Source organism: Mesorhizobium sp. M1227 (assembly GCF_040318315.1).
Lineage (GTDB): Bacteria > Pseudomonadota > Alphaproteobacteria > Rhizobiales > Rhizobiaceae > Mesorhizobium.
In genome coordinates this window covers 57,495-73,209 of the sequence record NZ_JAMYLZ010000012.1, presented here as the reverse complement: position 1 = coordinate 73,209, position 15,715 = coordinate 57,495, and the positions used below count along the sequence as shown (strand labels likewise).

Sequence of the window (15,715 nt, the reverse complement as noted above, 5' to 3'; positions counted from 1 at the left end):
GATGGCGCTGCCGGGCACAAACACGACCAAGGTGGCGGCGAAAGCCAAAGAAGACGAGATCGTGCTGTCGGCGCACGACGTCACGGTGTCGTTCGCCGATCAGGTCGTTCTCGACAAATTATCGCTCGATATCTGGCGCGGGGAGATTCTCGGCTTCGTCGGTGCCTCCGGTGCCGGCAAATCTGTTCTCTTGCGCACCATCCTTGGCTTGACGCGCAAGCAATCGGGAACAATCAAACTGTTCGGGGTCGACGTCGAGAGGGCAACCGAAAGGGAGCGCCTTCGCATCGACATGCGGCTTGGCGTGCTGTTCCAGCATGGTGCGCTGTTTTCGGCGCTGACCGTCCTCGAAAACGTCCAGGTGCCGATGCGCGAATATCTCGATTTGCCGAAGAAGCTGATGGACGAACTTGCCATGCTCAAGGTCGAGTTGGTGGGATTGCCGCCGGATGCGGCGCAGAAATTCCCCTCCGAGCTCTCCGGCGGCATGATTAAGCGTGCTGCGCTGGCGCGCGCTCTGGCGCTCGATCCGGATATCGTCTTCCTCGACGAACCGACTTCCGGGCTCGATCCGATCAGCGCGGCTGAGTTCGACGAATTGGTCGTCAAACTGCGCGATACGATGGATTTGACCGTGTATATGGTCACGCACGATCTCGACACGCTGTTTACCGCGTGCGACCGCGTGGCGGTGCTCGGCAACAAGAAAGTGCTGGTCGAGGGCACGATCGACGACATGCTCAGGAGCGAGGAACCCTGGGTAAAATCCTATTTCCGCGGAAAACGCGCCCGGCAACTTGATCTTGCGGCGCGCGCATAGCCATAAGTGAGCAATGGAAACCAGGGCCAACTACGTCATTGTCGGCATTTTCACGCTGGCCGCGATCCTCGCGGCTTTCGCTTTCGTCTATTGGACGGCGGCAATCGGCGAAAAGGGTGAGACGATGGTGCTGCGCGTGCGCATTCCAGGCTCCGCTTCGGGGCTCGGCCGTGGCAGTTTCGTGCTGTTCAATGGCGTCAAAGTCGGCGACGTGCGCCGTGTCTATATCGACGTCGACAATCCGACCGCTGCTATCGCCGACACCGAAATAGACCGGAATACGCCTATCACCAAGTCGACGCAGGCCGATATCGGGCTTGCCGGCCTCACCGGCCAGGCCAACATCGAGCTCAAGGGCGCCGACCCCAAAGAGCCAAAACTTCTCGACGAGGCGGAAAAGGAAGGCCGTGTCGCCGAGATCGTTGCCAACCCGTCGGCGGTCACCAATCTGCTACAGACAGCGCAGAACATCTTCACCCGCGCCGACAAGGTCCTTTCGGAGCTCGAAGGCTTCACCAAGGATGTTCGCGGGCCGCTGACGCAGACCGTCAACAATGTCCAGACCTTCTCCGATGCACTGGCCAGGAATGCGGACGGCGTCGACAAGTTCCTGGCCAGCGTCAGCTCGCTGGCGGACGAACTGAAGGGTGTTTCGGGCAAACTCGACGGCACCCTGAAGGCGGCGGAAGGGCTACTCAACGCCGTCGACAAGGACCAGATCAAGAGCATCGTCGCCAATGTCGACACGGTCACTTCCAACCTCAAGGAAACCAGCAAGCAGTTCGACACGGTCATCAAGAACGTGGACACCGCGGTCGGCTCGATCAACGACTTCGCCCAGAAGACGCAAGGCACACTGGCCAAGGTCGACGGCGTTCTCGACGGCATCGATCCGGCTGAGGTTCGCACCGCGCTGGCCAATATCCAGAAGGCCAGCGAAAACGCCAACGAGGCTGCCGCCGACATCGCCAAGGTGACCAACAAGTTCGCCAACCGGGCCGACGACATCGACGAAACCATCAAAGACGCGCACCAACTCGCAGGACGCCTCAACGATGCCTCGGTGCGAGTCGACGGTATCCTTGCCAAGGTCGACAAACTGCTCGGCTCCGGTCAGGCCGACGGCGTCATGGCCGATGCCAGGGCGACGCTCAAATCGTTCAAGCAGGTCGCCGACACGCTGAACGCCCGCCTCGGCACCATCACCGACAATCTGGCGCGGTTCTCGGGACAGGGGCTGCAAAACGTCGAATCGCTGGTCCAGGACAGCCGTCGTTCGATCAACCGCATCGAAGAGGCGGTGACCGACCTCAGCCGCAATCCACAGCGGATCCTGTCCGGCGGCGAGGGTGAGGTCCGGCAGTTCGACGGCAGGGTGCGCCGTTGACTTCGGCCTGCGCCCACCGCAAGAACATAGCTGGCAGATGCGCATTGTTTCCACGATCCGGGGGGGATCGCGTTTGAAGTCGATCAGTTCAGGCAGCGTCAGATCGAGTGGGTTCAAGGCCGGAGTGGCACTGCTGGCGCTTTCGCTCGCCGGCTGCGCGGCGCTGGGCGGCAAGCCGGCGCCGCTGGATACGTTCGAGCTTTCGGCGCCGTCGCTGGAAGCGCGTGCCCACAGCCGTCGCCAGATCCTCATCGCCCAGCCATCGGCGCTCAAGGCGCTGGACAGCCAGAACATCGTCATTAAGCCATCGCCGCGATCGATCCAGTATCTCAAGGGCGCGCAATGGGCCGACCGGCTGCCGATGATCGTACAGGCGCGGCTGGCAGAGACGTTCCAGCGCTCGGGCAGCTTCACCGGCGTTGGCAAGCCAGGCGAGGGGCTGGCGATCGACTATCAGGTGATCGTCGAGATCCGCTCGTTCGAGGTGCGTGTCGACGGCGGCGAACATGCCGAGGTCGAGCTGTTCGTGCGCCTGTTGAACGATCGCAACGGTGAAGTGCGGGCGTCGAAGACGTTTAGCGCCATCGCGCCCGTTTCGGGCAATGGCAACCAGGCCTATGTCGGCGCGCTCGATGCCGCGTTCGGCGATGCGGCAGGGCAAATCGTCCGCTGGACGGACACCGTGATCTGACACAGCCGGAACTGCCGGCACGGCACTCTACAGCGCCAATGGAATTCAGTACGGCATAAAAAAGGCGGGAAATCCCGCCTTTTCGTTTGTTCTCTGTCGCCCGCTTAGTGCAGGCGGCCGCTGGCGTGGGCCAGCATGGTGTAGACCTTGCCGGTATCCGACGTCAGGTAGGTCTGTGCCATGATGTTGTCGCGGTCGTTGCGCGACACGTCCTTGAGCAGCTTTTCGAAATCGTCACAGTAACGATCGACAGCAGCGCGGAACTCCGCCTCCGACTGATATTTGCGGCGGATCTCGTCGAACGTCTGCTGGCCCTTCAGCGTGTAAAGTCGGCGCGTGAAGACGTCGCGCTCGCCGCGCCGGTAGCGGTTCCACAGCTCGATCGAGGCATCGTGATCGATGGCGCGTGCGATATCGACCGAGAGCGAGTTCAGCGATTCCACGACATGAAGCGGCGACCGCGCAGCGGGAGCCGGGCGCGGCGCTTCGGCAGGCGCTGCCGGCTTGGCGTCGTCTTCGCGTGATGCACCGGTCAGGAGGTCACGCACCCAACCGCCCTGCGGCGTGCGGCCGTTGGGGTCGCGCTGGCGCGGCGCTTGGTCTGCGGGACGTTCGAGGTCGAGCGTGCCGCGCAGCGCCGTCTCGCCCGAAGGCGCCTGCGGTGCACGGCGCTGTTCGGGAGCCGGAGCCGGGCGACGTGGCGGTTCGGCGGGGCGTGCGGCAGGCGCTTGCGGCGCCGGACGCAGGTTGCGCTGTTCCGAACTGTCGGCGCTGCGGCCAGATTTCGCAACGATTTCAGAAAGTTCCTTCAGCGCGTTGATCTGCTCTGAAACGGCACGGCGGATAGCCGTGGTTGATTCCTTTGCCTCTTCCGGCATCTCGATGACGCCTTTCTTAAGCTCGGCCCGGGTGAGGTCGAGCTCGCTCTTGATCGAGCCGGCGGTACGCCGCATCTCCTCGGTCGCATCGGCAAAGCGCTTGGTTGCCGAATCGACCACTTCGGAAATCGCGGTACGGATCTTGTCGGCGGATTCCAGCGTCTTGCCTTCGGCATTCTGCAGCGTCTGGCCGACCAGATTCTCGAACGAGCGCATGACCCTTTCGAGATCTTCCGATTTCTTGACAAGACCGACGGCAAGGTCCTCCAGCGACGATTGCCTTTCGAGCGTGTGCTCAAGATTGCTCTGGGCCGAGCTCAACAGGTCCGAGGCACTGGAAAGCAACCGGCTGTGCTCGTCGAACTTGGTGGCGATTGAAGCAACCTCGCGCAAGGTCGACGACGACAGCTCGGTGAGCCGCGTCGTGTTCGAATCGACCAGACGCGCCGAACTGGCGAAGGTCTGCGCGGTCTTTTCCGTGGTCGCCGCGAAGCTTTGCGTGCTCCCGGTCAGGCGTTCGTCGACCTGGCCGAGATTGGTCGCCGCCTGCTCGATCAACTGACCGAGCTGCGAGCTGGAGGTGGTCATGCGGCCGATGAGGTCGGCAACGCTGTCGGCAAGCGTCGAGCGCGCGCCTTCGACGGCCGACAGGGTTTCGGCCGTACGGCTGGCGAGGGCGTCGACGAGGGCGGCGTTTTGAGTGCGCAGCTTCTCGGTCGCACGTTCGGTGACCTCTTCCATGCTCTTTTGCAGCTCGGAGCCGCCCTGGGCGAAGCGCTCGACCAGAGGCCGTGCCGTCTCGTCCAGGATTTTCGATATTTCGGCCGAACGTGCCGCAAGCATCGTATTGAGCTCGCGAGTATTGGCACCGATGGTCTTTGCAGCGTCATTGGTGCTCTGGCCGATATGCTGGCCGACCGCGGTGAAGGTTTCGGCGATCGAGTTGGCGCGCGAGACCAGTTGCGCCTCGGCACCCGAGACTTGTTCGTTGAGCTTTTGGCCCATTGTCTCGGCGGAGTAGGCGAGGCGGTTCTCGACGGTGGCGACCTGCTCCTCGACGCGGGCCGCAGTGGCGGCAGCACTCGATGCCAGGCGTTCGTCGGCACCGGCAAGCAGCTGCTCGATTTCACGGGCATGGACGGCGAGTTCCTGGCCAGTCTGCCTGGCGCGTTCGGCAACCCGCTGCTCGGTGCTGGTGAAGGCACCGACAATGGTGTCGGCATGTTCGCCGATTGCGGTGCTGCTGTCAGCGATACGGGCCACCAGGCGATGATCGGCCTCCTCGAAGATGCGGCCGATCTCGGACGCACGGGCCGAAAGTGCTTCAGAGCCTTCGGCAATGCGCGAAATAAGTTGCTGGTCGGCGGCATCGAAAATGCGACCGAGATCCGACGCACGTGCCGCGAGAGCTTCGGCGGATTCGCCGATGCGCACGCCCAGCCGCTCGTCGGCTGTTTCGAAATTGCGCAGGATGTCGCCGGCACGCGCAGCCAGCGACTGGGCCGTTTCGATGGCGCGAGAGACCAGCCTGTGGTCCGCCGCGTCGAAGGTACCGGCAATCTCACTTGCCCGGGCTGCCAGCTGATCGGCCGTTTCCTGGGCACGCGCGAACAAGGTGTTCGACGTGTCGTCGACGCGGGCAATCAGTGCGCTCGACGTATCCTCGGCGCGGGCGGCGAGGCGACGATCCGCCTCCTCGAAGGTGCGGGCGATGTCCTCCGCCCTGGCGAGCAGGGCGGCCGAGGTCTGCTCGGCGCGCTCGGCGATCTTGCGGTCGGCATCGCTGAATGCCGCGCCCGCCTGCTCATGCAGCGCGCTGGTAACTTCCATGACCTTCTCGCGCAGCGCGCCGGCGACGAAGACCGCGCTTCTTTCAAGCACACTGCGCACGTTGTCGACACCCGTCGACAGCGCCCGCTCCATTGTCCTGGCGCGCTCTTCAATGATGCCTGTCTGCCGGCTGAACGCCTGCTCGATCTTTTCTACGTCCGCAGCGATCGCATCGGAGATGTCGGTGCTCCTGGCGGCGATCTGGTCGATATGGCCGGACAGCGAACGGTCGACATCCTTGCGCGTTTCGGCGAGCCTGGAGAGATCGTCCTGCAATGCGCGGGTCAGCACGTCGCGGCCCTCGCTCAGCTTGCCGACATGACCGGCGACGATCTCGTCGACTTCGCTGCGGCTCATTGCAAGCCTCTCCAGATCGGCTTCCAACGCGCGCCTGAGTATGTCGCGGCCTTCCGCCAGTTTCTCAACCTGGCCGGCAACCAGCCCATCGATGCTCGAGCGGCTTTCGGCCAGCTTGGCGAGATCGTCCTCGAGCGCCTTCGACAGGGTCGAGCGGTCCTGGACGAGCTTCTCTGCGTGGGTTGCGACAAGGCTGTTGACGTTGCCGAGATCGGCTTCCAGCGCACGCGAAAACTGCGCGCGATTATCGGTCAATAGCTGCGACTGATCGGCGATGGCGCCCCTGATCGTGCTGAGATCGGCCTCCAAGGCGCGCTTGAGGATGTCGCGGCCTTCGGCCAGCTTCTCGACCTGGCCGGAAACCAGTCCGTCGATGCTCGAGCGGCTTTCGGCCAGCTTGGCAAGATCGTCTTCCAGCGCGCGCTTGAGGATGTCGCGACCCTCGGCCAGCTTCTCGACCTGGCCTGCGACCAGCCCGTCGATGCTCGACCGGCTCTCTGCCAACCTGGCAAGATCGTCCTCGAGCGCTTTCGACAGGGCCGAACGGTCTTCGGCAAGCTTGTTCATATGTTCGGAGACGACGCCCCGCACGGTCTCGAGATCGGTCTCCAGTGCCCGCGACAGCTGACCACGGTCTTCCGCCAGCTTTTCGGACTGGCTGGCGATGACGCCCTTGACGGTGCTCAGATCGGCTTCGAGCGCACGCTTGAGGATGTCGCGGCCCTCTGCCAGCTTTTCGACCTGGCCGGCAACCATCACATCGATGCTCGAGCGGCTTTCGGCCAACTTGGCGAGATCGTCTTCGAGCGCCTTCGAAAGGGTCGAACGGTCTTCGGCGAGCTTGTTCATGTGATCGGAGACAACGCCCCGCACGGCCTGCAGGTCGCTCTCCAGTGCCCGCGACAACTGGCCACGGTCTTCCGCCAGCTTTTCGGACTGGCCGGCGATGACGCCCTTGATAGCGTTCAGGTCCGATTCCAGCGCGCGCTTGAGGATGTCGCGGCCTTCGGCCAGCTTCTCGACCTGGCCGGCAACCAGCCCGTCGATGCTCGACCGACTTTCGGCCAGCTTGGCAAGATCGTCTTCAAGCGTCTTCGAAAGCAGGCTGCGATCATCGGCGAGCCTGCCCGAATGATCGGCGATCAGGCTCCTGATGTCGGACAGGTCGTTATCGAGTGACTGGGAAAGCCCGCTGCGGTCTTGCGCCAATTTCGCCGAATGGGCCTCGATGAGGCCATTGATGCCGGCAATGTCGGCTTCCAGCGCACTAGCGAGTATGGCGCGGCCCTCGGCGATCTTTTCGACCTGACCGGCGACGAGGCCGTCGATGCTGGCGCGACTCTCTGCCAGTTTGCCGAGGTCGGCCTCGAGCGCGCGCGAAAGGATGCTGCGGCCTTCGGCGAGCTTGCCGACATGCCCGGCAACCATTTCATCAATTATCGTACGGGCTTGCACGAGTTTTCCAGAGTCTTCGTTCAAGGCCTGGGCAAGCCTGTTGCGACCCTCTTCAAGGCTTTCGAGATGGCTGCCCAGCGAAGCGTCGATCGCTGCGCGCGATTCATTGACCTTGCGCAGATCCTCTTCAAGGGCGCGCGAGATCAGGCCGCGGCCTTCGGCTAGCTTCTGCACCTGGTTAGCCACCGCTGCGTCGATTTCGGCGCGACCTTCGGCGAACTTCGCCAGATCGGCCTGCATTGCCGCCGCCATCCGGTCGCGGCTTTCGGAAAGCTTGCGGCTGTGGTTCTCGACGGCTTCCTCGATGCCGGCGCGAGCATCGGCAAGCCGCTCGATGTCCGTATCGAACGAACGCGATACGACATGGCGCGCCGCTTCCATGCGCCCGGCGAAATCGCCGGCGCGGGCTTCAAGCATGGTCGAGGTCGATGAAATGATATCGGCCATGTCGGCGCCGATCTGGGTCTTGCCCTGATCGATCATCGCCGACAGCGTCTCCTTGCTATCCTGGAAGGTGTGGGCGATTTCGCGCGCGCGCTCGACCAGCGTCTCGTTGATCTGGCGTGCGCGAGCCTCCAGCGCGGCGTTGAGCTTCTGCGTGCCGGTGTCGAGCGCCTCGGCGCGGGTCTGGAACTCGCTGATCAGCGCCTGGCCACGTTCAGCAAGCGTCCGCTCGATGCCGTTGAGACTGGCTTCGAATTCCGAATTGAGTGTGCGAGCGGCACCGCCGAGCAGCGACACCATGCCGCTCGTGCGGTCGTCGAGCAGGTCGGTCAGTGACCGCGTCAGGCCGTCGGTGGTGTCCGTCAGCTTGGCGATCCGGGTGTCGAGCAGGCTGGCGAAGGCCTCGCCCGACGTCGACAGCCGATCGGTGATCGATTCGAGCCGGCCTTCCACCGAATCGAAGATCGACATCGAGCTTCCGTTGATCCTGTCGATCAGCGTGTCGCCGGATTCGTTGATCGTCATCGACAGCTTGGTCGAGGCGTTGAGAATGCTGTCGCGAATGATATCGCTGGCGGCGTTGATCTCGTCTTTCAGTGTCTCGTGGGCGCCGGTGATCGAGGCGCGCACGCGCTCGGCATGGGTGACGACCGCTTCGCGCTCGCTGCCCAGCCCGTCGACCAGCGAGCGGATGCGGGACTCGTTCTCTGAATAGGAGCGCTCGATCTGGTTCACCTCGCTGTGGACCAGCGTTTCGAGCTCGACGGCACGCGCAAGCGTGCGTTCGATGCCTTCGCCCATGGCTGCCACCTCGCGGCGAACCGCTTGGCCGATCATCATGACGCGATCCTGGGCAAGATTTTCCGGCTCGGCCAGACGGAAGGCCACCTCGGTCATCGACTGCGCGGCAAGGCGCATCTCCTGAGCGCGGCGAATCATCACTGCGAATGCCCAGAACAGGATGACGGGCACTATTGCCGCGACCGCCAGGCCGATCAGCTCCGGACGGGCGAAAAACTGATCGAAGGTGCGGATGTTCCAGATGCCAGGTCCGAACAACAGGTTCGCAAGGCCGCCAGCGCCGGCGATCCAGGCCAGCGAAACGAGAGCCACGACCCAGTAGATCGTGTTCGAGGCGCGCCGATTGAGGGTGTGCAGGAGCGTCTTATAGTCTTTTTGACGATCGTCGTTGGCCGGCGAGAAAGCTGCCGGCTGGGAGCCATTGCGCGTTGCGACAGGACGCAACTCAGCCGGCTTGGCCTTTGGCGCGGGATTTGCGATCTGGCTTTGATTGGCGGCAGGTGCCGCGTTCTGGGTCTGGTCCGGGGCAGGCGCTTCGTTCTGGCTGCGACCTTCGCGCGCCAGTTCGTCGGCGGCTTGCGATATTTGTGCTTCGAGATCTTCCATGGATGCAGCCATGTCGAAGTCGCCGCCGGCATCGCCGCTCAGATCGATATCAAGTGCCTTTTCAAGTTCCCTGGCTACGTCGCTGTCGAGCGTTCTTGTCGTCGTTGGTTTCTTCGCCATGCCTTCGCTACCCTGTACAAGCTGCCGCGGGACTTATGGTTGTGCTTATTGATTCTGCCTAGCGTGTCCCGCGCAGGAGGCTGAAAATGGACCTGTCGTATCGTAATGACACAGCCGGGTAAAGAAAACATGCATTCCGCCCGATACGTAAAACTTTAAATATAAGGTTAACACAGCCGTGATTCCGGCGCCGTTATCGCGACATTTTTCCGGGCCAATCATTAACCCGTTGTCCACCGGATACGCCTAGTTTTTGCGGCGGTCGAAGAACGGAGTCTCAAAGTGATACGTGGCGAAAACGGCATTGCCTTCTCGATGCCCGGCGGCGACGTGTCGGGGACAGCCGGGGCGCGGCCGATCGACCTGGCGCATCTTGCGCGCCAGACGATGGGCGATCGGAGCCTCGAGCAGGAGGTGCTGGCTCTGTTCGTGCAGCAGGCGCTGTCGGTGCGCGACAAGATCGTCGATGCGGATGTCAGGCAGCGGCTGCTATTGGCACACGGGCTCAAAGGCTCGGCGCGCGGGGTCGGCGCCTTCGCCATTGCCGATTGCGCCAGCGCGATCGAATGCCGGCCCGAAGACGCCAGCACGCTGAAGCGGCTTGGCTCGCTGATCGAAGAAGTGCGCGACTTCGTCGCCGCCATCAGCCGATAGCGCTTATTCCCAAAACGCCACACAGCGGCGCTTTGGCGCCGCAGTTGACTTGTCCGGCAGAGTGATTATGTCGGCTCAGACTCCCTTCAGGTGACAAATGACCAAACTGACCTTCATCGCCCATGACGGCACGCATTTTGACGTGGATGCCGAAAACGGCTCGACCGTCATGGAAAATGCGATCCGCAATGCGGTGCCGGGAATAGAAGCGGAATGCGGCGGCGCCTGCGCCTGCGCGACCTGCCATGTTTATGTCGACGAAGCCTGGACGGCGGAGGTCGGCGAGCCGGAAGCCATGGAAGAGGACATGCTGGATTTCGCCTACGAGGTCCAGCCGAACTCGCGGCTGTCATGCCAGATCAAGGTGCGCGACGCCCTCGACGGGCTGGTCGTGCGCGTGCCGGCCCGCCAGGGCTGAAACCGATTTTTGCCGCTGCCGCTTGGCAGCGGGCGAATGGTCATGCAGTGTCGCGCGTTTTCCCATAAAGGCGCATGCTTCATGACGGCTATCAACAAGACAGACGTACTCATTGTCGGGGCAGGGCCCGTCGGCCTGTTTGCGGTGTTCGAGCTCGGCCTCTTCGACATGAAGTGCCATCTGATCGACATACTCGACCGGCCCGGCGGGCAGTGTGCCGAACTCTACCCGGAAAAGCCGATCTACGACATTCCGGGCTGGCCCTCGATCTCGGCACAAGGTCTGGTCGACAAGCTGCTTGAGCAGATCGCGCCGTTCAAGCCCGAATTCACCTATAACCGCATGGTTTCGGGCCTGGAAAGGCTGGACGACGGCAGCTTCCGCGTCACCACCGACGAAAACGAGGTGTTCGAAGCCAAAATTGTGGTGATCGCCGCCGGCGGCGGCTCTTTCCAGCCGAAGCGGCCGCCGATCCCAGGCATCGAACCTTATGAAGGCAAGAGCGTGTTCTACTCGGTGCGCCGGATGGAGGACTTTCGCGGCCATGACCTCGTCATCGTCGGCGGCGGCGATTCGGCGCTCGACTGGACGCTGAACCTGCAGCCGGTGGCCAAGAGCGTGACACTGGTGCACCGGCGGCCCGAATTCCGTGCAGCACCCGACAGCGTCAACAAGATGTATGCCATGCAGGAGATGAAGCAACTGGAATTCCAGGTCGGACAGGTGACTGGCCTGGCCGGCGCCGACGGCCGGCTCGCCTCCGCCACCATCAAGGGGCCGGAGGGCGATATCGAAGTGCCGTGTACGCGGATGCTGCCGTTCTTCGGCCTGACGATGAAGCTCGGCCCAGTCGCCGAATGGGGCCTCAACCTCCACGAGAACCTGATCCCGGTCGACACCGAAAAATTCCAGACGTCGGTGCCCGGCATCTTCGCCGTCGGCGACATCAACTGGTACCCCGGCAAGCTGAAGCTGATCCTGTCGGGCTTCCACGAGGTCGCCTTGATGGCGCAAGCGGCCAAGCGCATCGTCAGCCCCGGCGAGCGCATCGTTTTTCAGTATACGACCTCGTCAACCAGTCTGCAGAAGAAGCTCGGCGTGGTCGACTGAACCTCGCCATATTTTTGTCGGGCCGGTCTACTCCGCCAGGGCTGGAGCCACAGCTTCGGCATGGCCGCGAAGCGTTTTCTCCGGCATCAGCCAGAGCGTGATGAGCGACAACAGCAAGATCGCGGCCGCGGCAAGAAAGATCATCACGAACGGCATGGCCGAGGCGATATGGCTGGCCGGCTGCGTGCCTTCGCTGGCCAGCGGCAGGCCGTAACCAAGGGCGACGGCACCAAGCATGGCGACGCCGAGCGCACTGCCCAGCGAGCGGAGGAAGGTGAGAACGCCGGTCGCCACGCCAAGGTGCATGCGATCGACGGCGTTCTGGACCGAGACGGTGGCAACCGGAAAGGTCGTGCCTGTGCCCAGGCCTACGCAGGTCGTCAACACCTCGACGAGTAACAGTGAGGCATGCCCGGCGACCAGGCTGAGCACGCCGAGGCACAGGATCGAGAAAACAGTTCCGATCATGGCAATGCGCTTATAGTGGAAAAAGCGCGGGATCATTCGCGCGCTGAATGTCGCACCGGCCACCGTGCCGAGCATCAGCCCAAGCAACGCGGTGCCCGATTGACTGACCGACAGGCCGACGACCGATTGCAGGTAGACCGGCAGATAGACCGACAAGCCGACATTGGCGGCCTGCAGCAGGAACATCGACAATGTGCCGGCGAGAACGATCGGATTGCCGAGCACTTCGAGCGAGATCAGCGGTTCGGCCGCGCGCATGAGCCGCAGCGCGAACGCGCTCCAGAACACCGCCGAGCAGGCGAGCAGTCCAAGGATTTCAGGCGACAGCCACGGATACTCGCTGCCGCCCCAGTTCAAGGCAAGCAGCAGCAGCGAGGTGGCCGCGACCAGAAGCAGCGCGCCGAGGCCGTCGATGCGGTGATGTTTTGCGGCGATCGGCAGCTTCTTGAGCGGGTTGTTGATGATCGCCATGGCCAGCAGGCCGAGCGGAATGTTGATCCAGAAGATCAGCGACCATTGCAGATGTTCGGCGAAGGTGCCGCCGAGCAGCGGCCCGGCGATGCTGGCGACGGCCCATGTGCCCGAGATCCAGGCGGCGTAGCGGGCCCGCTCGCGCGGCGGCACGAGGTCGCCGATCACGGTCTGCGTCAGGGCGAACAGACCGCCGCCGCCGGCGCCCTGGATCGCCCGGCCGACAACCAGGACCAGCATGTTGGGGGCCGTGGCGCTGACCAGCGAGCCGGCGAGAAAGATCAGGATTGCAGCATAGACGGTCGGCCGGCGACCATAAATATCGGAGATCTTGCCGTAGAGCGGCGCCACGGCGGTCGCGGTCAGAAGATAGCCGGTCACGATCCATGGCAGATATTCGGCATGCCCGAGCAGACGTGCCATCGTCGGCATCGCCGGCGCGACGATGGTCTGGTCGAGCGCCGCCAGCAGCATCGACAAAAGCACGCCGCCGATGATGGCGTTTTTCTCGGTTTCGGTCAGCGGCGCGCTGGTTTCCACCATCGTTTGCTTGTCGACAGCCTGGTCCATATCCGTTCATCCATTATGCCTGCGTGCCCGTCCGCGACGGGCTGGGAAGCATCTAGTACGCCGATTGGCGTTGCCGGAGGCTGATCCCTGCGAACCTGGCATATGTCGTTCGCTATAGGCCGATTTCGACAGCGGCTCGAAAGTTTTCCGAAGCTGGCACTATGTTTCGGCAAAATTGGCTTTGCCCGACGACGCGGAGTTCAGCCGGGAGAGAGCCGGCCGTTCTCAATGCGCTCGATGCGATAGTGCAAAAGCCGCAGGATGCGGCTTTGGAAATTGGCGCTTTCGACACGATCGAAGCGCATCTGGTCCTGGTCGTGTTTGGCAAGCATGGCCGCAGTGATTTTTGCGGCCTTGGTCTTTGCCAGTTCGCAGGTCTTTTCCGGGTAGCTCGCCTTCAAGGCGTCTTCTAGTTCGCGGCCGTGGTTCTTCGCAATCTCGACGTGGCGTTCCTCATGGCGCTTGATGTCGGCGGACAACGTATCCCAGAACAGCCTGACGCCGGCATCGGCTTTGCGCGGGCGGCGCCACTCAGGAAGGATGACCTTGACCTTGACGGTGACGACAGCGTCGGCAATCCAGCACGAGCCCGGCTTTTGCGCATAGCTGACGCGGGTGGTGAACGCCATCTGGGTAGCTCCCGGATGCCGCGACCCGGTGCTTTTCACCTGAGGCCCGAGTTTCGACAGCTGGGTCTCGATGTCGTCGAGCGTCCTGCCGCCGATCGGGAAATAACTATATGTCTTGACGAGCGTTGCAGCGCCGGCCGGGAATGCGGTCAGGGCGAGCACCAGGGCGCAAAGGAGGGATCGTTTCATCGTGTTGCCTCTTTGCCCACCTTGCTTTACCGCCGTCCTCGGCGCAACGGAATTGATCCCCCGCCACGCCGCGGGATCGAACATGGTTGATGGGCAATGATGACAGGGCGATGGCAGTTGGCGCACGGACGCCATCTCGACCTTGGCGGCAAGGCCGTGGTCGTCGGCATCCTCAACATCACGCCGGACAGTTTTTCCGACGGCGGCCTGTTCGATGCGCCGGAAAAAGCAGTGGCCCAGGCGCGCCGCATGGTCGAGGAGGGGGCCTCTGTCATCGACATCGGCGGAGAATCGACACGTCCCGGGGCGTCTGCGGTCTCCGCAAAGGAGGAACAAACCCGCATACTGCCCGTCATCGAGGCGCTGGTGAAGGCCGGCGGAACGCTGATCTCGGTCGATACCTATCGCGAGGATACGGCCCGGCTTGCCGTCCAAGCCGGCGCGCATATCGTCAATGACGTCTGGGGCCTGCAGCGCGAACCGGGCATTGCCCGCGTCGCGGCCGAAACCGGCGCTGGCCTTGTCGTCATGCACACGGGACGGGACCGGCAGAAACTGCCCGACGTGATTGCCGATCAGCTCTTCTTCCTCAGGAAGTCGCTGGAAATCGCGCGGCGGAGCGGTGTTGCCGACGATCATATCGTGCTCGATCCGGGCTTCGGCTTTGCCAAGGAGACGGCAGCGGAAAATCTTGACCTGATGGCACGGTTTTCCGAACTTCATGCGCTGGGTTTTCCACTGATGGCCGGCACATCGCGAAAGCGCTTTATCGGCACCGTCACCGGCCGCGACGCAGCCGCAAGAGGCGCCGGGACCGCGGCCACCAGCGTCATCCTGAGGCTCAAAGGCGCGCATCTCTTTCGCGTCCACGATGTCGCAATCAACGTGGATGCGCTGGCCATCGCCGATGCTATGCTGGCACGTGAGATCGGGGAAAGCTGAGCCATGTATGTCATCCGCATGAAGAACTGCGCCTTCTTTGCCCGGCACGGTGTGCTGGACGAAGAAGAGACGCTCGGCCAGCGCTTTTATGTCGATGCGGCACTCATGGTGGATCCCGGGCGGGCGCTGGTCGAGGATTCCATCGAGGACACCGTCAATTACGGCATCGCCTTTGCGGTCATCGAGAAGATCATTACCGGCGAACGGCGCTTTCTGATCGAAGCGCTGGCGCTCGAAGTGGCGAGGGCGCTGACGGCGCGGTTTCCGCAGATCAAAAAGGCCGAGATCACCGTGCGCAAGCCGAACGCCCCGGTGCCGGGTGTGCTCGATCATGTCGAGGTGACCGTTGTCTGGCCAGAATAGTAACAACAACACCGTCTATCTCAGCCTTGGCGGCAATCTCGGTGATCCGGCGAAGTCAATGGCTGCGGCACTGGGCATTCTGGATGCCAACGAGAGAACGCGCGTCGTTGCCGTTTCGTCGCTCTACCGCACGCCGCCCTGGGGCAAGCTCGATCAGCCGGATTTCCTCAACGCGGCGGCCGAAATCTCGACCGCGCTCGCGCCACGGGCTTTGCTCGACCTTTGCCTCGACGCCGAGCGAAAACTGAAGCGGGTGCGCGAGGAGCGCTGGGGTCCACGCCTGATCGATATCGACATTCTGGTGTTCGGCGACCGCATCATCCACGAGACCGGACTGGAGGTGCCGCATCCGCGCATGCTGGAGCGCGCCTTCGTGCTGGCGCCGCTGGCAGAAATTGCGCCGGAGCTTGTGGTCGACGGCAAGAGCGTATCGGAGCGGCTGGCCGCCGTCGACACATCGGGCATTGAACGGCTGGCGTCAGGCCGGGATTGGTGGAAAACCTGATGCTGTC

12 protein-coding genes are annotated in these 15,715 nt (G+C 63.0%); 9 read left to right on the top strand and 3 right to left on the bottom strand.

Annotation, left to right across the window (positions count from 1 at the left end; genetic code table 11):
* Window position 1: 1 nt before the first annotated feature.
* From NKH28_RS16795 to NKH28_RS16785, 3 genes are read left to right on the top strand one after another with little or no spacing between them, the layout of a single operon-like run.
* Window positions 2-820 (top strand): ABC transporter ATP-binding protein, encoded by an 819-nt coding sequence (locus NKH28_RS16795; RefSeq protein ID WP_352593549.1) that lies wholly within the window; start codon window positions 2-4, stop codon window positions 818-820.
* Window positions 821-833: 13 nt separating this feature from the next.
* Window positions 834-2,207, top strand: coding sequence for an MlaD family protein (locus NKH28_RS16790; protein ID WP_352979724.1), 1,374 nt, complete (start codon window positions 834-836; stop codon window positions 2,205-2,207).
* A gap of 37 nt (window positions 2,208-2,244) precedes the next feature.
* Window positions 2,245-2,898: an ABC-type transport auxiliary lipoprotein family protein gene (locus NKH28_RS16785; protein ID WP_352742602.1), complete on the top strand. Its 654-nt coding sequence runs from the start codon at window positions 2,245-2,247 to the stop codon at window positions 2,896-2,898.
* Between the two features lie 104 nt (window positions 2,899-3,002).
* On the opposite strand, the gene NKH28_RS16780 is transcribed toward NKH28_RS16785, so the two are convergent.
* On the bottom strand, window positions 3,003-9,389 hold the full coding sequence (locus NKH28_RS16780; RefSeq protein WP_352979722.1) for an apolipoprotein A-IV repeat region-like domain-containing protein: 6,387 nt from the start codon (window positions 9,387-9,389) through the stop codon (window positions 3,003-3,005).
* Window positions 9,390-9,674: 285 nt separating this feature from the next.
* Here NKH28_RS16780 and NKH28_RS16775 point away from each other — a divergent pair, with 285 nt between their 5' ends.
* The 3 genes from NKH28_RS16775 to NKH28_RS16765 all read left to right on the top strand — a co-directional run bounded on the left by NKH28_RS16775 (window position 9,675) and on the right by NKH28_RS16765 (window position 11,571).
* A complete protein-coding gene (locus NKH28_RS16775; RefSeq protein WP_292660938.1) occupies window positions 9,675-10,043 on the top strand; it encodes an Hpt domain-containing protein in 369 nt (122 codons plus the stop codon).
* A gap of 97 nt (window positions 10,044-10,140) precedes the next feature.
* On the top strand, window positions 10,141-10,461 hold the full coding sequence (locus NKH28_RS16770; protein ID WP_023674833.1) for a 2Fe-2S iron-sulfur cluster-binding protein: 321 nt from the start codon (window positions 10,141-10,143) through the stop codon (window positions 10,459-10,461).
* Between the two features lie 81 nt (window positions 10,462-10,542).
* Window positions 10,543-11,571 (top strand): NAD(P)/FAD-dependent oxidoreductase, encoded by a 1,029-nt coding sequence (locus tag NKH28_RS16765; protein WP_352766685.1) that lies wholly within the window; start codon window positions 10,543-10,545, stop codon window positions 11,569-11,571.
* Between the two features lie 27 nt (window positions 11,572-11,598).
* Here the strand turns inward: NKH28_RS16765 and NKH28_RS16760 are convergent, their stop codons facing one another.
* Both NKH28_RS16760 and NKH28_RS16755 read right to left on the bottom strand, forming a co-directional pair.
* Window positions 11,599-13,080, bottom strand: coding sequence for an MDR family MFS transporter (locus tag NKH28_RS16760; RefSeq protein ID WP_352979720.1), 1,482 nt, complete (start codon window positions 13,078-13,080; stop codon window positions 11,599-11,601).
* A gap of 200 nt (window positions 13,081-13,280) precedes the next feature.
* Window positions 13,281-13,898, bottom strand: coding sequence for a DUF922 domain-containing Zn-dependent protease (locus NKH28_RS16755; RefSeq protein WP_352766681.1), 618 nt, complete (start codon window positions 13,896-13,898; stop codon window positions 13,281-13,283).
* 96 nt (window positions 13,899-13,994) lie between these two features.
* Between NKH28_RS16755 and folP the strand changes: the two genes are divergently transcribed.
* The 3 genes from folP to folK are packed head-to-tail and all read left to right on the top strand — an operon-like array spanning window position 13,995 to window position 15,708.
* The gene (gene folP / locus NKH28_RS16750) at window positions 13,995-14,840 is read left to right on the top strand and encodes a dihydropteroate synthase (protein ID WP_352540612.1); all 846 of its coding nucleotides are present in this window, start codon (window positions 13,995-13,997) and stop codon (window positions 14,838-14,840) included.
* 3 nt (window positions 14,841-14,843) lie between these two features.
* Window positions 14,844-15,203 carry a dihydroneopterin aldolase gene (gene folB, locus NKH28_RS16745; protein ID WP_352471721.1) on the top strand — a complete coding sequence of 120 codons (360 nt, stop codon included), beginning with the start codon at window positions 14,844-14,846 and terminating at the stop codon, window positions 15,201-15,203.
* Window positions 15,187-15,708: a 2-amino-4-hydroxy-6-hydroxymethyldihydropteridine diphosphokinase gene (gene folK / locus NKH28_RS16740; RefSeq protein ID WP_352921233.1), complete on the top strand. Its 522-nt coding sequence runs from the start codon at window positions 15,187-15,189 to the stop codon at window positions 15,706-15,708. Before folB ends, folK begins: the two co-directional genes overlap by 17 nt.
* Window positions 15,709-15,715 lie beyond the last annotated feature (7 nt).